This window comes from Actinacidiphila oryziradicis (assembly GCF_005047355.1).
Lineage (GTDB): Bacteria > Actinomycetota > Actinomycetes > Streptomycetales > Streptomycetaceae > Actinacidiphila > Actinacidiphila oryziradicis.
Window position 1 is genome coordinate 87,320 of the sequence record NZ_SUMC01000033.1, and the last position, 17,387, is coordinate 104,706.

Annotated in this window: 16 protein-coding genes and 1 pseudogene; 14 read left to right on the forward strand and 3 right to left on the reverse strand. The window is 70.7% G+C overall.

Annotation, left to right across the window (positions count from 1 at the left end; translation table 11 throughout):
- Positions 1 to 85: 85 nt before the first annotated feature.
- The 3 genes and pseudogenes from FCI23_RS29585 to FCI23_RS29595 form a co-directional block, all read right to left on the reverse strand.
- Positions 86 to 925 (reverse strand): helix-turn-helix transcriptional regulator, encoded by an 840-nt coding sequence (locus tag FCI23_RS29585; protein WP_136727000.1) that lies wholly within the window; start codon positions 923 to 925, stop codon positions 86 to 88.
- Between the two features lie 454 nt (positions 926 to 1,379).
- Positions 1,380 to 1,511, reverse strand: a pseudogene (locus tag FCI23_RS60250) (pirin family protein); the annotation flags it as partial.
- Between the two features lie 369 nt (positions 1,512 to 1,880).
- Positions 1,881 to 3,089 carry an amidase gene (locus tag FCI23_RS29595; RefSeq protein ID WP_136727001.1) on the reverse strand — a complete coding sequence of 403 codons (1,209 nt, stop codon included), beginning with the start codon at positions 3,087 to 3,089 and terminating at the stop codon, positions 1,881 to 1,883.
- A gap of 85 nt (positions 3,090 to 3,174) precedes the next feature.
- Between FCI23_RS29595 and FCI23_RS29600 the strand changes: the two genes are divergently transcribed.
- The 14 genes from FCI23_RS29600 to FCI23_RS29670 all read left to right on the forward strand — a co-directional run bounded on the left by FCI23_RS29600 (position 3,175) and on the right by FCI23_RS29670 (position 17,274).
- Entirely contained in the window at positions 3,175 to 4,785 is a 1,611-nt protein-coding gene (locus FCI23_RS29600) for an APC family permease (protein WP_136727002.1), read from the forward strand.
- Positions 4,766 to 5,692 carry an acetamidase/formamidase family protein gene (locus FCI23_RS29605; protein WP_136727003.1) on the forward strand — a complete coding sequence of 309 codons (927 nt, stop codon included), beginning with the start codon at positions 4,766 to 4,768 and terminating at the stop codon, positions 5,690 to 5,692. Before FCI23_RS29600 ends, FCI23_RS29605 begins: the two co-directional genes overlap by 20 nt.
- Positions 5,689 to 6,594: a polysaccharide deacetylase family protein gene (locus FCI23_RS29610; RefSeq protein WP_136727004.1), complete on the forward strand. Its 906-nt coding sequence runs from the start codon at positions 5,689 to 5,691 to the stop codon at positions 6,592 to 6,594. Before FCI23_RS29605 ends, FCI23_RS29610 begins: the two co-directional genes overlap by 4 nt.
- The gene (locus FCI23_RS56760; protein WP_211265509.1) at positions 6,591 to 7,727 is read left to right on the forward strand and encodes a maleate cis-trans isomerase family protein; all 1,137 of its coding nucleotides are present in this window, start codon (positions 6,591 to 6,593) and stop codon (positions 7,725 to 7,727) included. The genes FCI23_RS29610 and FCI23_RS56760 overlap by 4 nt, the downstream gene beginning before the upstream one ends.
- Positions 7,728 to 7,748: 21 nt before the next feature.
- On the forward strand, positions 7,749 to 8,492 hold the full coding sequence (locus tag FCI23_RS29620; RefSeq protein WP_136727005.1) for a FadR/GntR family transcriptional regulator: 744 nt from the start codon (positions 7,749 to 7,751) through the stop codon (positions 8,490 to 8,492).
- A 699-nt stretch (positions 8,493 to 9,191) separates the two neighbouring features.
- Complete coding sequence (locus FCI23_RS29630) at positions 9,192 to 10,028, forward strand: hypothetical protein (RefSeq protein ID WP_136727006.1); 837 nt, start codon at positions 9,192 to 9,194, stop codon at positions 10,026 to 10,028.
- A 467-nt stretch (positions 10,029 to 10,495) separates the two neighbouring features.
- Positions 10,496 to 10,882, forward strand: coding sequence for a hypothetical protein (locus FCI23_RS29635; RefSeq protein ID WP_136727007.1), 387 nt, complete (start codon positions 10,496 to 10,498; stop codon positions 10,880 to 10,882).
- Between the two features lie 19 nt (positions 10,883 to 10,901).
- Positions 10,902 to 11,516, forward strand: coding sequence for a hypothetical protein (locus FCI23_RS29640; RefSeq protein ID WP_136727008.1), 615 nt, complete (start codon positions 10,902 to 10,904; stop codon positions 11,514 to 11,516).
- Between the two features lie 331 nt (positions 11,517 to 11,847).
- A complete protein-coding gene (locus FCI23_RS29645; protein WP_136727009.1) occupies positions 11,848 to 12,120 on the forward strand; it encodes a hypothetical protein in 273 nt (90 codons plus the stop codon).
- 65 nt (positions 12,121 to 12,185) lie between these two features.
- Positions 12,186 to 13,049 (forward strand): LysR family transcriptional regulator, encoded by an 864-nt coding sequence (locus FCI23_RS29650; RefSeq protein ID WP_136727010.1) that lies wholly within the window; start codon positions 12,186 to 12,188, stop codon positions 13,047 to 13,049.
- Positions 13,050 to 13,163: 114 nt separating this feature from the next.
- Positions 13,164 to 14,030: an NAD-dependent epimerase/dehydratase family protein gene (locus FCI23_RS29655; RefSeq protein WP_136727011.1), complete on the forward strand. Its 867-nt coding sequence runs from the start codon at positions 13,164 to 13,166 to the stop codon at positions 14,028 to 14,030.
- Positions 14,031 to 14,058: 28 nt separating this feature from the next.
- Positions 14,059 to 15,693: a Na+/H+ antiporter gene (locus FCI23_RS29660; RefSeq protein ID WP_136727012.1), complete on the forward strand. Its 1,635-nt coding sequence runs from the start codon at positions 14,059 to 14,061 to the stop codon at positions 15,691 to 15,693.
- A 256-nt stretch (positions 15,694 to 15,949) separates the two neighbouring features.
- A complete protein-coding gene (locus tag FCI23_RS29665) occupies positions 15,950 to 16,168 on the forward strand; it encodes a hypothetical protein (protein ID WP_136727013.1) in 219 nt (72 codons plus the stop codon).
- Positions 16,165 to 17,274, forward strand: a complete 1,110-nt coding sequence (locus tag FCI23_RS29670; protein ID WP_136727014.1) for a hypothetical protein — start codon at positions 16,165 to 16,167, stop codon at positions 17,272 to 17,274. Before FCI23_RS29665 ends, FCI23_RS29670 begins: the two co-directional genes overlap by 4 nt.
- Positions 17,275 to 17,387 lie beyond the last annotated feature (113 nt).

Genomic DNA, 17,387 nt, shown 5'->3' on the forward strand with positions numbered 1-17,387 from the left:
GCCCGGTAGACCCGCGCATCGCGTTGGTGAATGAGCCTCCGCGGCCGTTCGGCCGGGATGGACGAGGGGCAGCTGGGCAGGGAGGCTATCCGACGAGTGTCTGGGTGCCGAGGACGGCGAGGAGCTCAAGGCGTTCGGCGTCCTGGGTGCCGGGCTCGGCCGTGTAGATCATGATGCGCAGGTCGCTGCCCTCCACAGTGAGCACGTCGCAGTCCAGCGTCAAGGGGCCCACCTGTGGGTGTTCGACGGTCTTGTGTGCGGCCTCGTGCCGGCCGACGGCGCCGGAGTCCCATAGTTCGGCGAACCGGTCACTGTTCGTGCGCAACTGGCCGACCAGGCGCCGTAGGTGCTGGTCGACGGGGTACCGGCCGGCGGTCGCGCGCAGGTCGGCGACGAGTGCGGCCTCGAATGCGCGCTGTTCGCGCGGTGTGTGACGGACCCGGCTGCCCGGGCCGAGAAAGTTGCGCCACACGCCGTTGCGCTCGTTGCCGCGCCACCCGGACGGATCGCCCATCAGCGCCGCGTACAGCGGGTTGGCCATCAGCAGCGTCCAGGCCGCGTCGTAGACCCCGACCGCGGTGCCGACCAGTCTGTCCAGCAGGCGCTGGACGCTCGGGGTGATGTACGCGGGCACCGTCTCCGGTCCCGGAGGTACGAGGCCGGCCATCCGGAACAGGTGTGCGCGCTCGTCTCCCGACAGCCGCAGTGCCCGGGCCAGAGCCTCGACGACCTGCGCCGACGGGTTGGTCGCCCTGCCTTGTTCCAGGCGGGTGACGTAGTCCACGGAGATACCGGCCAGCAGGGCCAGCTCCTCGCGGCGCAGCCCTGCCGCGCGCCGGTGCCCGCCGACAGGCAGCCCAGCGGTCTCGGGCGAGACCTGGTCGCGCCAACGCCGCACCACCTTGCCGAATTCCGCCGTCGTCATGCGCCCAGTGTGCACCGCCGATCGGATGACTGCCTGGTACCAGCAGTCCCAGGAGCTCGGTCCGCAGTGCCGCCCGGGCCTCCGGCCAGTCGTCGGCGCCCCGGTACACCAGCCCGGATCCCTCGCTGTCGAGGTCCACGCGCGTGTGATGCGAGAACGCCATCCCTCCCTCCGGGGGGTCGGTGCGCACCGACAGCCGGATGGCGTCCGCCAGGTCGCTCCGGACGGTCGGCCTCCTGGGTTCCAGGTAGGACACCAAATTCGCGGTGTAGCAGCTCAGTTCGAGTGGCTCGCTCATGTGACCTCCAGTAACCCCGATCCGGGGCCACCCCGCCAGCTCCGGCCGACCGCGCGGACCGTACACCACATCGGCGTCCCAGGCCTCGAAGAACCGCTGCGCGAGCAGACCGCGCAGCGCCTTGCGTCCCGCGAGGCGCTGCGCGGCGCGGTGGGCAGGCAGCGGTTCGGGAGCAGGCAGCGGAGCGCCGTCGTAACCCTTCACCTCGCCGAAGCGGGCCCCGGACATCCAGTCCGCACGGGCCTGTGCGATGTCCTCGTTGGACCGTCCGACGAAGTTCCACCACATCTCAAACAGTTTGAGCGTTTCCGCAGGTCAGACCCCTAAGTACCCCTTGGGGGTCAGCAAACGGTCAGCATCGGAATCAGATGGTCCCCTCGGAACCTTCGCGTCGCAGCACGCTTCTGCGTCTTGGGACTTGGTGCCCAGGGCCGCGCCGGCGAAGCCGCGCCGGGTCCCCCTGAGCGTGATCGCGGACTTCGCCACCGCCGCTTCGCCACCGTTCCCTCCGACCAGCGGCGGCAGTTGTCACCTGCGGGGGGTGAGTGGGGCGGCCTCGGAGCGCCGGGTCTGGGCGGGGGTGAGGTGACCGGTCGCGGGGTTATTGCTGCGCCGCTTGGCCATGCTGAGTAATTAGCCACCAGGGTCGGGCAAGGATCAGTGGGCGGGATCACTGGTGAGCCAGCACGCGGCCGCCAGCAGCGCCGCGTCCTGGCCGGTGCGGGCAAGGAGCTGCACGCCCACCGGGAGCCCGGTCGGGCCGGTGATCGCCGGAATGGCGACGGTGGGCAGCCCGAGCAGAGTCCACAGCCGGGCGAATTGCGGGTCGCCGGTGTCGGCCAGGCCCAGGGGGGCCTCCCCGACTACCGCCGGGGTCAGCAGCACGTCGCACGCGCCGAACAGTTCCGCCTCTCGGGCGCGGGCGGCGTCGCGGCGGGCCAGGACCCGGTCATAGACACCCGGGTCGGTGGTTACGCCCATGTCCAGGAAGTCCCGCAGGGCCGGGGAGAGCAGGTCGCGGTGGGTTCGGTGCTCCCAGGCGAGCGTCCGGGCGGACTCGTACGCCATGACCGTCAGGTCGCCCGCCAGGCCGTCCAGGAAGTCCGGTTGCGTGACTTCGCTGACCTGGGCGTCCGCCGTCCTGGCCCGGTCCGCCATCTCCACGACCGCCTGTGCGCTCTCCGGCGCGCAGGCGCGCCACTGCTCGGTGCGGAGAACGCCGATGCGCGGCGGGCCGGTCAGCGGGGCCGCTGGGGCCCGGCCTGTCAGGCAGACCCGGACCGCGTCGAGCAGTTCAGGAGTACGGGCGAACCAGCCGACGGTGTCCAGCGAGGGCGCGAAGAGCTTCACGCCGGCGGGCGAGACCGTGCCGAAAGTCGGCTTGAAGCCGAATACCCCGCAGAAGCTGGCCGGGCGGATGATCGACCCGGCCGTCTGGGTGCCGAGCGCGATGTCGGCCATCCCGCAGGCCACCGCGGCGGCCGAGCCCATCGACGAGCCGCCTGGGGTATGTGTGGCCCGGTGCGGGTTCGTGGTGGGCCCGGGATGGGACGAGGCGAGCTCCGCGGTGACCGTCTTGCCGAGGCAGACCGCACCGGCTGCGCGGAGCAACGACACCGTCGCGGCGTCGGCCCTCGGCCGGCGGCCCGCGAAGATCGGGGTGCCGCACTCGGTCGGCTGATCCCACGTGTCGAAGATGTCCTTGACCCCGACCACGACGCCACCCAGCGGGCCGCCACCGCGGCGCTCGACCGCCACCGCCTCGGCTTGGGCACGGTCGGCATCCAGCCAGGCCCAGGCCCTTACCTCCGGCTCTCGTTCCTCGACGGCCCGTAGGGCCCGCTTCACGGCAGCTATCGCGTTCATCCGGTCACGGTATCTCCGCCTGAATGACCCTTGTGCTCAGGGGTGAAAAAGCCTCGCCGAATCACGAATTGGTCAGACCGACTTGGTGCCGACCGAGTGGCTCACCCTGCCGGAACCGCAGCCGACCTGCGCGGGAGCACCGCGCGGAACCCTGAATTGGTCAGACCGCCTGCGTCACTTCGGATTGATGGCCGGGAAACTGCGGCGAAACCGACTCTCTCTAAGTTCATTAGCACGAATCCAGCCCGCCACGCGGAGAAAGGTTGGCACGCACATGTCAAAGGCACAATTCGCCAGGCAGCTGAACCTGCCAGAGACCGTGGCCATGTCCGTCGCCCTCATGGCGCCGACCACCGCCATGGTGTTTGTCACGCCCTTCCTCGCTCAGTCCGCCGGCTCCAACGTGCCGCTCGCTTTCGTCGTCGCGCTCATCGGGGTGCTCATCATCGGTTCGAGCTTCGGCCGGCTGGGGCGCAAGTACGCCCACGCCGGATCGGCGTACGGACTGGTCAAGGACGTGCTCGGACCAGCCTTCGGCGTCGTCGCCGGCTGGGGCCTCACCTTCACCTACGTGCTGATGACCGCGGCTCTGCTGGCCGGCACCGGCGAGTTCAGCAGCCTCGCCATCGAGCAGGCCACCGGCGCGCATGTGCCGTGGAGCATCCCGACGCTGGTCGGCGCCGCAATCGTGCTCGGGTTCGCGTTGAACAACGTGCGCATTTCGGTGCGCATGATGCTGCTGCTCGAAGGCGCCAGCATGCTGCTGATCATCGGCGTCGGCGTGCTTATCCTCGGCCATTCCAACCTCTCGGCCGGAATTGCCGTGAAGCCGTTCCTTCTCAACAGCAATGGCATCGTCGGGATCGCCCACGCGATGGTCTTCGGGTTCACCAGCTTCCTCGGCTTCGAGGGGTCCGCCACGCTCGGTGAGGAGTCCAAGGACCCCAAACGGATGGTGCCGCTCGCCATCAGCTTCAGCGCCCTCGTCGGCGGCCTGTTCTTCATCTTCTCCTCCTACACCCAAACGCTCGGCTTCGGTCTGAGCGCGAACGCCATGCACGCGTTCGGCGCCGACCCGGCCCCGCTCAACACTCTGATCCAGAAGTTCAGCGGCTCCGCCTTCTCGGCCTCGGTCAACGCGGGCGCCGCGATCAGCTTCTTCGCCTGCGCGGTGGCCACGGTCAACGGCAGCGCCCGGATCCTGTTCGCGCTGGCTCGCGACGGCTATGCGCCCAAGGGTCTGGCCGGCCTGCACGAGCGCTCCAACACCCCGCGCGCCGCGGTCTTCGTAGTCTTCCCTCTCGGCCTGGCCCTGCTCGGCCTAGGCGTCCTTCTCTTCAACACCCCGGCGAACGTGCTCGGCGACATGAGCGGCCTGGGCGCGTTCGGCGCACTCATCGCGTACGGCCTGGTGGTGATCGCCTCGCTCACCGAGTACGGCCGCACCGACCTGGCTAAACGCAAGGTCTTCGCGCTGGCGCTGCCGGTCATCGGGCTCGTCCTGATCGGCTGGGTCCTCTACAGCAGCGTCTATCCGGTGCCGGCCTCGCCGGTCAACTACTTCCCCTACGTCACGCTGGCCTACTTCGCGGCTGTGATCCCGCTCTCGCTGCGGCATCGCAAGCGGAGCGCGCCCGAAAACGTATCCGCCTACATCGAATCCGGAGATCTCACCGATGTCGTTTCAGTTGACTAACCACCTCGGTCGTGAGACCGCCCATCACGTCTTCGACCGGGCGATCCCGGCAGAGCTGATCGTCGCGCCGGGCACCGAGGTGAGCCTGGCCATCCGGGACGGCTCCAACGGGCAGATCACCCCGAAGACGACCCCGCAGGACCTGCACGGCCTGAACTTCGGCCTGATGGACCCGCTGACCGGCCCGATCTTCGTCGAGGGCGCCGAGCCTGGCGATGCGCTCTCCGTCGAGATCCTCGACATCCAGCTCGGCGACTGGGGCTGGTCAGGCATCCTGCCGGACTTCGGACTGCTCGCCGACCGCTACCCCGGCCCGTTCCTCAAGATCTGGGACACCACGGCCGACGAGATCGAGATCGGCAACGGCCACCGGTTCGATCTGCAGCCGATGATCGGCGTCATCGGGGTCGCGCCGGAGCAGCCCGGCCCGCACGCCGCGACCGTCCCGACGGTTGCCGGCGGCAACATCGACGTCAAGTACACCCAGAAGGGCAGCCGGGTCCTGCTGCCGGTCTTCGCCGAGGGCGGCCTGCTCTCGCTCGGCGACGCGCACGCGCTGCAAGGCGATGGCGAGCTCAACGGCACCGCCATCGAGTGCGAGGCGGACATCCTGATCAAGGTGGACCTGGTCAAGGGGGCGGGGCTGATCGCGCCGGTCATCGACACCCCGCCTTCATCGCGGGTCGAGGAGCGCTACCGCAGCTTCCTCGGCGTCGGACCGGACCTGTGGGAGGCCGCGCGCTCGGCCAGTTCGCAGGCCGCCGTGGCCCTGGCCGCCGCGTTGAAGATGCCCGAGGACGAGGCGTACACCCTGCTCGGCATTTTCGCCGAGCTGCGCATCCACGAGATCGTCGACCAGCCCAACTGGGTCGTCGGCTGCATGGTGCCGCTGCGGATCTTCGGATGAGCAAGGACATCCAGATCTGCCTAGGCGTTGACGTCGACGCGGTCTCCGGCTGGCTCGGGTCGTACGGGGGTCAGGACTCACCCAACGACATCCAGCGCGGCATGTTTGCCGGCGAGGTGGGCAGCCCCCGGCTGGTCCGGCTCTTCGACAAGCTGGGCGTCCCGTCGACCTGGTTCATCCCGGGGCACTCGATCGAGACGTTCCCGCGCGAGATGAAGATGGTCGCCGACGCGGGGCACGAGATCGGGGCGCACGGCTACTCGCACGAGAACCCGATCGCGCTCAACGCCCAGCAGGAGCGCGACGTCCTGGAGAAGACCATCAAGCTGGTCGAGGAGCTGTCCGGGGAGGGGCCGCGCGGCTACGTGGCGCCGTGGTGGGAAATGTCGGAGCGGACCGCGAGCCTGCTCATCGAGAACGGGTTCACCTACGACCACTCCCAGAACTACAACGACTTCCTGCCGTTCTACGCCCGGGTCGGGGACACGTGGACCAACGTGGACTACACCCAGCCGGCGGAGACCTGGATGAAGCCGCTGGTCCGCGGCAAGGAGATCGACCTCGTCGAGTTCTGCGGCAACTGGTATGTCGACGACCTGCCGCCGATGATGTTCAACAAGCACGCGGCGAACAGCCATGGCTTCGTGAGCCCCCGGGACATCGAGACCCTCTGGAATGATCAGTTCGACTGGGTCTACCGGGAGTCGGACTACGGGGTGTTCCCCGTCACGCTGCATCCGGACGTCAGCGGAAGGCCGCAAGTGCTGCTCATGCTGGAGCGGCTCATCGCCTACTGGAGCAGCCACCCAGGGGTCCGGTTTGTGACGTTCGAGGAGGCAGCTGCGGGCTTCCGCCGACGCTTTCCGTTCGGGTCCGAGGCCCGGCCTTCGGTGCTGTCTTGATCCGTATAGGCGTGCTGGTGCCGTCGTCCAACACGGTCCTGGAGCCCGAGCTGGCCCGGTTGGCGGACGGGGTCTGCCTGCACTTCAGCCGGGTCCGGGTCACCCGGATCGGGGTGGACGCCGACGCTGCGGCGCAGTTCGACACCGCGGCCATGGTGGGGGCGGCCGAACTGCTCGCCGACGCCGGGGTGGACGTGATCATCTGGGGCGGCACGGCCGGTTCGTGGCTGGGCGTCCCGCACGACCTCTCGATCGTCTCGGCCATCGAGGCCGCGACCGGCGTGCCGGCCACCACCTCGACTCTCGCCCTGCTGGAAGCCGCCCGGGCCTTCGGCCTCTCCCGCACGGCCCTGGTCACTCCGTACGTCGCCGAGGTGGTCAGCGAGATCGTCTCCTGCTACGCGGAATCCGGGCTGGAGGTCTCCGGCGGGGAGCACCTCGGCCTGAGCGACAACCACTCGTTCGGCTTGGTGGCCGCCGGCACGCTGCAGCCGATGATCGCCTCGGCCGACGCCCCGGTCATGGTCGTCTGCACGAACCTGCGGGCGGCGAGGGTCGTCGACTTGGTGGAAGCATCCGGCGGGCCCCTCGTACTCGACAGCGTGGTCGCCACCTTGTGGGGCGCGCTGCGGCTCGCCGGGGTTCCGGTCAGTCTGCCCGGCGGTGGGGCGCTGCTGCGCAGCGGGGCGCTCCGCGCTGACCTGCAGTCGCTCTGCGCGTGGCTGCTCTCAGAGACAGCGGCGGACCGGATCACCGTACGGCTGGATGTGCCGGAGCAGGGGCTGCACGTCGACCTCGCGGCGGCCGAGGCGGTCGGGCCCGGGATGCGGCGGATCGCCGGGGACCCCAGCCTGGACCAGCGGGCGCTCAACACTGTGCGCTGGCTGGAGGCCCACCGGCGGCTCCTCGTACAGCCGCGGTTCGGGCCGGATCCCCGCCCGCCCGCGGCGCTAATCGAGATGTACGGGGTCAACGCGCAGATGCTCGGCCCCGTTTCATGCGGTTCTGAGATGGCTGGCTGGGTCTCGGTGCACAGCGGCGTCGAACGGACCTGGTCCGCCGCCGATCAGGAAGCGCTTTCCCTGGCTTCTGCACAGGTCAGCGAACTACTCAAGAGCTATCAAGTGTCCTGATTGCTCTGTATTATCCACGACATGGAGCGTGAAACCGGGCCGGAGCGGCGGCGCTACCTCGCAGTCGCCGAGGAAGTAATGAAGGCCGTCGCGGTCGACAACCTCACCGTCGGCGACCGGCTGCCCAACGAACGCTCGCTCGCCGAGCAGTTCGGGGTCAGCCGGTCGACCGTGCGGGAGGCGCTCTTCGCCCTCGAACTCGGCGGGGTGATCCAGGTCCGTCCGGGCTCCGGCTATTTCCTGACCGGCGCGACGGTGGCCGCCGAGCCCACGCTGCCACTGATCGACTCCTCGCCCCGACATCTGCTGGAGGCGCGGCAGCTGCTGGAGCCCACCGCTGCGAGGCACTGCGCGGACCGAGTGCTGGGCTCCGACGTGGCACGGATGCGCGACCTGATCGACGACTCCGAGCGGGCCGGCGCCGGGAACTCGCAGGACAGCATCGACCGGTTCCTGGGGCTCAACTTCGCGTTCCACCTTGAGTTGGCCCGGGTCTGCGGCAACCCGATCCTGACCGGGCTGATCGGCCAGCTGCTCGGGACCGGCAAGCATCCGCTCTGGCTGCTGATGGACGGCATCGTGGTTCGGGACCCGGCGATGCGCGCCCAGGAGGTAGTGGAGCACCGGGCGATCTTGACGGCCATCGCCGACGGACGGGGCGAAGAGGCCGAGGAGACCATGGTGGCCCATCTAGGCGCGCACTCCGCCCGCATCTTCGGGACCCGCCCGAGCATCACCCGCTCTCGGCGGCGCAGGTCGGCCTGAGTGCAGAGCTGTGGGACTCTGTCGCCCGATTCACGTTTAACGTGTGTGGGCCTTGTTGCGGGCACGAATATCGGAACGGCACACGCACGGGATCTTGGGGAACCGCCGGGCCCGAAAAGCAGACGCTGCGCGTCGTGGACGCAAGCACCCCCTCCTCGTCGGTAACCGTCGTCGTCTACTGACTGCGGCCACAGCCCCTCCCAGTACAGGGCAAAGCCCCCGCACCGGCACCGGCCGGTCGGGGGCTTTGCCGTGAGTCAGGAAGCCTGTGCCGTTCAGAAATGCGTCGCTGCAGGTTGTAGTGGGTCTGGTGGCGCTCGTGGGCGCCTGGGACGATGCGCCATGATTGTCTCGCTGGTCTATCAGGTGACGAGGAAGCTGCTGTCGGTCCCGGTTGTGCTGCTGCGCCGGCAGGTGGCCAAGGATGCCGAGCTTGCACACCGCCGACCAGGAGGCCATTCCTCGGTCCAGCGGTTCCGCAGGTCCGGGCTCTGCACCGCGCCCTGCCCCGGCGGCGCCTCCAGCCCCTTCCGGTCCCGCGCCCCGGTCCCCCTACCGAACCCCGTGAGCACCCGGGTACCCGGAGCCCGCCCAGCACACCGGGGCCGCCGGGGCGCCTCCAGCCCTCGCTCGCCCGGCCACCGCCTTGCCCTGCGCACCGCGCCGGCCCGACCCGCACGATCATGAAGCGAGATCCGTATGCCCCGCCCTGCCCGCGCTGAGCTGTCCACTTTCGCCACCCGCCTCGCCGCACGGCTGCCCGGGCTCTGGACCGCCGCCTACCACCGCCACGCAGACCGCTACGACCAGTACCCGATCGCCGAAGACCTCTGGGACAACGCACACGCCTCCTGGGCCGTCAACGAGCGCTTCGGCCGGTTCGTCCCCGTCGACCGCCCGCACGAGAGGTATCACCGGCTGCCGACCGGGATGGAACCAGCCGAACAACGGCGCTACGCCTCGGCCGCCGCGAACACTCTGTCCCACCACTACGGGGTCGCTCTCGCCAGCGAGCTGTACGTCCCCGGGCCCACGGTCACCATCGACGTACCGCTGGGTGACACGGTCGCCCACCTCGCCGACCGCATCCGCCAAGCGGATCACAGCGGCGAGGCCGCCGACGCCCTCACCGAACTCACCGCGCCCTGCAACGGCGTCGTGACCGGCATCAGCGAAGTCCTGACCGCCGCCGCGGAGTTCTGGACCGACCTCGGCGAGGGCGCCGACTACCACCACGCCCAGCGCCTGCGCCACCTCGCCGCCGAACTGACCCGCCACACCCACGAACTCGCCCGGCTGCGCGGCCACCTCGCCGACCGCCACACCACCCACCCCCACCACACCTCCTGCCACGGCACCGCCGAGACCGAGCAGGAGCGCACCACCACCTGCTCCTGCCCGCCGTCCCCCGCATTCCGACACCGGCCCCCTCCCCGCCTCCGCCCTGCCGGCCGCCCCATTGCGCACCGTCCGTCTCCACGCTCCCGCCGGCGCCCACCCTGCTGCTCGCTGACCGAGCGACACCGACACCCCTGAGGATGCGCCCTCTTGCCCCGACCGCCCGTCCGTCCGAACCTGCACCGCTTCGCCCGCCAGGTCGCCGCCCGCCTCCCGGGAACCTGGGACGCCGACTCGCGTCTGCCCGTCAGCCGCTCCGGGAGGGTCGACTACAGCGAGGTCTGGGACGGCCAGAATCTCGACTGGGCCACCGCCGAATTCAGCCCCTGGAAGGCCGCCGTACTCACCGGCCCCAACGACGAGCGGCTGCTGGCCATCGCCCACCCCCGGCACCGCACCAACTTCATCATCGGCGCCCTTGCCCCGCCCGGACTCAACGGCGACCCTGCGGCGACGAGGACGCGCCCCTGGCCATCACCGTCCCGGCCGACCCGGCCCACGCCGCATCCCTCCTCGCCCGCCGGTTCCTGCCCCGGTACGAGCAGACCGCAGCCGCAGTCCGGGCCAATCCGAAGTGGTACCAGCAGCCGACCGACCCGCTGCGCGTGGAATTCACCTGGGCCCAGGACCGCAGCCCCAGGGCCACCGCCTACCGCTGGCGCGCCGACAGCATCCTGTCCGCCAGCGGCTTCCACTTCAACACCCGAACCAACGCCTACCAACTCCCCGCGGATCTCGGCGAGGACACCATGGCCGGCCTGGTCCAGGAAGCCGCGCTGCGGCTGGCAGCGGAACGTTTCAACGTCGCGATCCGCCCGGCCCCCGCCCCGACCCCGGCGGCGTTCGAGGACCAGCCCACTGCCGCGCTCGGCCCCGGTCCCCTCGCCGGCGGCGCACCGATCAGCGCCCGGCCGCCCGCACGGCCGCCACGGACCGTTCCGGGAGCCCCGCACAATGCCACAGCCCTCCGACACCCCAGCCCCCGCCACTGACCCGGCCCCCGAAGAAACGATGAATCACCCAGATCCGCAGAACCCCCACCGCCGGGACCGCGATTACGAACGCGCGATGCACCACTTCGAGAAGACCGAACCGCTACGCGCAGACCTCACCGCATTCGCGACAGCGCTCGCTGAGCGCCTTCCGGGCGAGTGGACAACCACCGACGAGGACTGGAGCGAACCATCCGCCCAGTACCACCTGGCCGGATACCTGTGGGACAACTCCACCCTGTCGTGGACCACCTCCGAATTCCGAGTCCAGCGCGCGGCCCTGCTCACCGCGCACGACTTCACCCAGCTCCTGGTGATCGACCGACCCCTGCACCTCGACCAGTTCCTCGTCGGTGCGCTCGCCCCGCTCGGAATCGAACACGACTACCTCAGCGACGACCAGGCCCCGCACGGGATCGCCGTCAGCAGCCAACCGCCCCGGGCCGCCCACGCCATCACCACCCGGCTCCTGCCCCGCTACCGCGACCGCCGCAACGCGCTCCGCCTCCAGCGGACCGGCAGCCCCGCCCGGCCCGCGTCGATCACGGCACGAGCCGTGACCGTCCCGTCCCCGGTGACCCGTCCCGGCCACCCGCCCGGGCCGGCCACCCCCGGCGCGAGCCCCCATCGCTGAACCCCACGCCCCCGGGCACGTCACCACGCACGACGCCGCCCCCCGGCTGGACACCCGCTGCCCGGCACGCGCCGGCCGTGCGCAAGCCGGCCACCGCGCAGCGCTTCCGGCGCCCCCGTCTGTTCTACGACCTCGCCGAGACCACCGCCCTACGCCCCGGCCCCGCCCGCAGCCCCGCCGGCCACTACGACGCCGCCCGGCGCACGCACCAACCTCCGCCGCTGAAAGGCTCGCCATCCCCGTTCACCACGCCACCGGCACGCCCGAACACCTCTACCTCCACCCCCGCTACCTGGCCGTCAGCGACCCCTCCCAGCACGTATCGCACCTCATGTCCTTCCCCAAGGACGCCGGCTGGCGCCGCGCTCACCACGGCACCGACCTTGAGGTGACCAGCCCGTGCGGGCGCCTCACCCTGCTCCACCAGCAGGAGCACACCGGCTCCGGCCCACACCTGCTGGTCACCGCCCGCACCGGCCCCGACGCGCCCGAGCGCTGGCGCATCACCCTGCGCGGCCACGTGCCCATCGAGTTCGTCACCGTGATGGCGCTCTTCGAATTTCTCCACCTGGTGCTCAGGGGTTGGCCAAACCTGCTCAATTGATCTCCCCGACGACACGGTCCGGAGGAACTAGGCTGGGACATGGCGTCTGCACGGTGGGAGATGTCGTGGATGTCGATCTGCGCAAGGTGCGCTACTTCGTGGTTGTGGCCGAGGAGGTGCACTTCGGCCGGGCCGCCGAGCGGCTGCACATCACGCAACCGGTGCTGTCACGGCAGATCCGCGCGCTGGAGCAGGAGCTGCGCGCGCAGCTGTTCACCAGGAACAAGCAGACCACCGAGTTGACGGCCGCCGGCCGTCAGCTGCTGGAGGACGCGCGCCCCCTGCTGGCCACCACGCAGGCTCTGTGCCGCCGGGTCCAGCAGGCCGCCCACGGATCTTCGGCGTTCACGGTCGGCTTCATGCCCGGGATCACCGTGACCGGCGCGGTGCGCGCCTTCTCCGCCAGGCATCCCGAGCTGAGTGTGCAGGTCGTGCGCACTTCCTGGGGCGACCAGGTCCAAGGGGTGCACGAGGGCCTTCTCGACGTGAGCTTCGTACGGCTGCCCGTCGACCATCGCGGCCTGGAGCTGCGCCCGCTCTTCCGGGAGCCCCGCGTCGCCGTACTGCCGGCGGACCACCGGCTGGCGGGCAAGGAGTCCATCGTTATCGCGGATCTGGCGCCCGAGCGGCTGCTGCAGGACCCCGACGCCGTCCCCGAGTGGCGTGACCTCCCCGAGCGGACCGGCGGCGGCGAGGGGGCCGGGCCGCGGCCCTCGTTCGCCACCGTCGAGGAGAAGCTGGAACACGTCGCGACGTCCGGGGGCGTCCTCGTCCTTCCGCTGTCCACCGCGGCCTACTACACCCATACCGATGTCGCGCATGTGCCCATCGACGACATCGGCCCCAACGAGGTCTGCCTTGCCTGGAGCGCCGGCCGCCGCTCCCCTCTGCTCCCGGAGTTCGCCGACATCGCCGCTGCCCAGCACTGATGCCCTGGGGACATCACCGCTGACGGAAGAGGTCTTGGACGCCGGCCGCGGCACGGGGCCAGGGTGGAGGAGCGGCGGAATCCCCCGCCGCCATCGACAAGGACTGTGAGAGCGATGCAGATCTTCATCACAGGAGGCTCCGGCTACATCGGCCGCTCCATCATCCGGGCACTGACCCGGCACGGCATCGGCGTGACGGCGCTGGCGCGCAGCGAGCACGCGGCGCGCACCGTGTCGGACCTTGGTGCCACCCCGGTTGCGGGGGCGCTCACCGACACCGATGTCCTCCATGGGGCGGCCTGCGGGGCCGACGGGGTCATCCACCTCGGGGTGGACTACGCCGAAGGCACCGCGGACGTCGACCGCGCAGCGGCGGAGGCACTGCAGGACGGTGTGGGAAGCCGCCCCTATGTGCACACGGGCGGGGCGTGGGTGTACGGCGACACCGACGGGGTCATCGACGAGGACGCCCCGCTGAGCCCGCCGCGCATCACCGCTTGGCGGCTGGAGAACGAGAAGCAGGTGCTCGCCCGGGCCGCCACCGGAGAGCACCCGGTGGTGGTGATGCCAGGGCTGGTCTACGGCCGCTCCGGCGGACTGGTGCAGTCGTTCTTCGTCGAGCCGGGGCGCACCGCAGGTGCCGTGCCCTGCATCGGGGACGGCTCCAACCACTGGGCGCTGGTTCACGTCGACGACATCGCCGAGCTGTACGTCCTGGCCCTGAACGCCCCGGCCGGTTCCGTTTACGCCGGGGTCAGCGGCCAGAACCTTCCGCTGGCCTACGTCACCCGGGCCCTCAGCCACGCCGCCGGATGCCCAGGCAGGATCGACTCGCTGACCCTCGAGGAGGCCGTGCAGCGGATGGGCCCGATCGCCGAGGCATTCGCCCTCGACCAGCAGTTCAGCGGCGCCCGGGCGCGCCGCGAGCTCGGCTGGACGCCCACCCGTCTCGACGCCCTGGCCGAACTCGCCCAGGGCTGAACCACCAGGGAAAGGGAGGCGGTGCCGAATGCGCGGCCTCGAAGTCATCGTGGTAATTCTCGCGGCCGTGCTGGCCATGACGTGGCTAGCTCGCCGCCTGCGCTGGAACGAGCCGGTCCTGCTGGTGGCGGGTGGCTGCCTGATCGGTCTCACCCCCGAGTTCCGTACGTTGGTCCTGCCGCCCCCGGTCGTTCTGCTGCTCTTCTTGCCACCCTTGCTCTACTGGGAGTCGCTGACCACCTCGCTCCGCGAGATCCGGACGAATCTGCGCGGTATCGTGCTGCTCGCGACCGGCCTGGTGCTGGCCACCGCTGCCGCCGTGGCTGGGGTGGGGCACGCGCTGGGCCTCTCCTGGCCGCTCGCCTTCGTCCTGGGCGCCGTCGTCGCTCCCACCGACGCCATCGCTGTGCAGGCGGTCGCCCGGCTCCTGCCCCGCCGGATCCAGACCATCCTCCGGGCGGAGAGCCTGATCAACGACGGCACCGCACTTGCCCTCTACGCGGTGGTCGTCGGGGTCGCCGTTCAGGGACAGGCCGTCACCTGGTCGGGTACCGCCGTACGCTTCCTGCTGGCCTACGCGGGCGGTGTCGCGATCGGCGCCGCCTGCGCCGCCGTCGTGGTGGCACTGCGCAGGCGGTTGCGTGACCGCGTGTTGGAGAGCGCCCTGGCCGTGCTCACCCCGTTCGCCACCTACCTGCCCGCGCAAGTCCTGGGTGTCTCCGGCGTCCTGGCAGTGGTCACCTGCGGTCTCATCCTCAGCCAGGCAGGCCCCAAGGTGATCAGCGCGGGCGCCAGAGTGCAAATCACCGACTTCTGGGAGGTGAGCACCTTCATCCTCAACAGTGCCCTGTTCGTCCTGGTGGGTATCCAGACACCCGCCATCGTGAGCGCGATCAGCTCCGTCTCCCTGGGACACGCCGTGGTCACCGCTTTGCTGGTCGGCGGCGTGGTGATCGCCACTCGCCTGCTGTGGCTGTACTCGGTGCCCTACCTCCTCCGCGCCCTCGACCGCCGCCCGGTCCAGCGCACGCTGCGCTCCGGCGCCCGGGAAAGGTTCCCTGTCGCCTGGAGCGGGGTGCGCGGGGCCGTGTCGCTGGCGGCCGCCCTCGGTGTCCCGACCACCACGGCCGCGGGCCGGCCGCTTGGGGGACACGGCCTGCTGGTGTTCACCGCCGTGGCCGTCATCCTGGTCACGCTGGTCGTCCAGGGCACGACCATGCCCGCTGTGATCCGCTGGGCCGGGCTGCGCGGCGATCCCGACGAGACCACCGAGGAACGCCGCGCCCATCGCCAGATCGTCAACGCCGCGCTGGAAGTCCTTCCCGACTACGCCGACCGCCTGGATACGCCGCCGGAGACCACGGACGCCATCCTGAGCGAACTGCGCCAGTACGCAGCCGAGGACGCAGGACCGCCCGACACCGGGCCCGGCGTGCGGACCGGGCTCGAACTGCGCCGCACCCTGATCGGCGTCGAACGCAGCGCCCTGATCCGCCTGCGCGACCAGCGCATCATTGACGACATCGTCCTGCGCCGGCTGCAGTCGGTCCTGGACAGCGAGGAAATCAGGATCGAGCTGGCCCTGCGTGCCTTCACCGGCCGGCCGCCCTCACCACCGGCCGGCGGCACGGCCGATCCGCGCGGCAGGGCGCCCGGGGAGTGAGCGACCGCGTCCGGTCCTGGGATGTGATCTTCCGCCGGCAGGCAGCCGCGTCGCCGCACTGTGTCCGTGCGGCCCTCCCAGGTACGGTCGGCCGCCAGGCTGCGTCCGCCCGCTCGAATGAAGCCGTCGGAAGGTACTTGGAGCTCCGCAGCCGTGCAAGCCGTGCGCCCTCCCCGGCCCACCCGCTACCGCCGCCCCGGTGACAGCCCGGACCCGCTAGCGCCGCGCCACGGCCGCTGACCACCAGGAATCCCCCATGACAAACCGCTCACCCATCGCCCCCGGCCACAGGCCGCGCTGCGGTCGCACCGCCCGGACCGACGACGAACAGCACCACGGGGCATGCGCCATGCCGCAAACCGACGACTTGGACCGGTGTCCCGACGACAACTACCCCATGCCCGGCCGCCTCCCCTCCACCGACCGCCTCACTCCAGGCCGGACCCCGCCGTCGATCCACGAAGGCTCCCTGTGACTCCTGCCCCGCACATCGTCATCAGCGGCACCCGGGCACGTCCGGTCGCCCACGTCGCCGACGACGCGCCCGGCCGCGCCTACTCCGCCCTGTCCGCGGTCGGCTTCACCTGGCGCCCCGAAGGCTTCTACGCCCTGCACGACTGGCAGAGCCCCCAGGACACCGCCCCCACCCTGCGCGCCCTCCTCGTGCTGGCGGACGCGACCGCGGTGGAGATCGACCATCCGGACCGCCCGTACCTGGGCACCCTCGCCGCCCGCATCGCCGAGCGCCTGCCCGGCACCTGGACAGTGAACGTCGAGCAGTACACCCAGCGCGTCTGGCAGGGTGACTTCCTCGCGTGCCTGTGGGACAGCGCCGGAGTCCTCGGCCGCGCCCTGACCGACCAGCGCGTCCCCCGCGCCGCCATCCTCACCAGCGACGACCGGACCGAACTCATCATCACCGAGCGGCCCGGACACCCCCGTCAGCTCCTCATCGGCGCACTCGCCGCCCACGGCATCGCCCACGCCTTCGCCGGCGACCCCGCCGCACCCAACAGCATCCACACCCCCGCCGACCCGGCGCGCGCCGCTCATCGCATTGCCCGCCGGCTGCTGCCGCGCTACCGCGACGCCCTCCACACCCTGCGCACCGACCAGCTCGCCGAAGCCCTCGACATCGGCCAGCGGGAACTCGACGCCTGGGACGCGATCTCCGACAGCCTGTGCGACACCAACGGCGTGCCCCTGGACGACGACACCTACGGAATGCGGCAGTCCCAGCGCGACGCAGCTGTGTGGGAGCCGTTCCGTACCTTCCTCGACCACGGCCCCCACCTGCTCGCCCGCGTCGCCGCCATCGACCCGCACATCACCGCGCTGTTCGCCGACCCGGCCGGCGTCCGCTGGCAGCTCCGGGAACTGCACGACGCTCTGGCGGGCGGCAACCGCGTCCTGCAGGAGTGGCAGGGCGAGGTCGCCCGGATGCGGGAGGCACCGGACCCCCAACTCGACCTCCCGTACGCCGGTCGCCGGACGCTCCGCGATCGACCGGCAAGGCGCCCTTGCGTTCCAAAAGGTCGAGCCCCCTTGCTCTGCGCACACCCTTCCACTAGTGTCTCGTGATCCTGTTTGTGTCACTTCGCGTTGTTGTCGACGAGTTTCTTGATGTTGGTCTGGACGAGTCGGACCTTGGCGAGGATCTCGTCGGCGGTCGCGGTCCAGGTGAAGGGTTTGGC

What these genes read in the sequence shown, in the direction of transcription:
- FCI23_RS29585 (WP_136727000.1), bottom strand. Translation starts at nt 925, where the DNA reads ATGACGACGGCGGAATTCGGCAAGGTGGTGCGGCGTTGGCGCGACCAG.
- FCI23_RS29595 (WP_136727001.1), bottom strand. Translation starts at nt 3,089, where the DNA reads ATGAACGCGATAGCTGCCGTGAAGCGGGCCCTACGGGCCGTCGAGGAA.
- FCI23_RS29605 (WP_136727003.1), top strand. Translation starts at nt 4,766, where the DNA reads ATGTCGTTTCAGTTGACTAACCACCTCGGTCGTGAGACCGCCCATCAC.
- FCI23_RS29610 (WP_136727004.1), top strand. Translation starts at nt 5,689, where the DNA reads ATGAGCAAGGACATCCAGATCTGCCTAGGCGTTGACGTCGACGCGGTC.
- FCI23_RS29620 (WP_136727005.1), top strand. Translation starts at nt 7,749, where the DNA reads ATGGAGCGTGAAACCGGGCCGGAGCGGCGGCGCTACCTCGCAGTCGCC.
- FCI23_RS29630 (WP_136727006.1), top strand. Translation starts at nt 9,192, where the DNA reads ATGCCCCGCCCTGCCCGCGCTGAGCTGTCCACTTTCGCCACCCGCCTC.
- FCI23_RS29640 (WP_136727008.1), top strand. Translation starts at nt 10,902, where the DNA reads ATGAATCACCCAGATCCGCAGAACCCCCACCGCCGGGACCGCGATTAC.
- FCI23_RS29645 (WP_136727009.1), top strand. Translation starts at nt 11,848, where the DNA reads ATGTCCTTCCCCAAGGACGCCGGCTGGCGCCGCGCTCACCACGGCACC.
- FCI23_RS29655 (WP_136727011.1), top strand. Translation starts at nt 13,164, where the DNA reads ATGCAGATCTTCATCACAGGAGGCTCCGGCTACATCGGCCGCTCCATC.
- FCI23_RS29660 (WP_136727012.1), top strand. Translation starts at nt 14,059, where the DNA reads ATGCGCGGCCTCGAAGTCATCGTGGTAATTCTCGCGGCCGTGCTGGCC.
- FCI23_RS29665 (WP_136727013.1), top strand. Translation starts at nt 15,950, where the DNA reads ATGACAAACCGCTCACCCATCGCCCCCGGCCACAGGCCGCGCTGCGGT.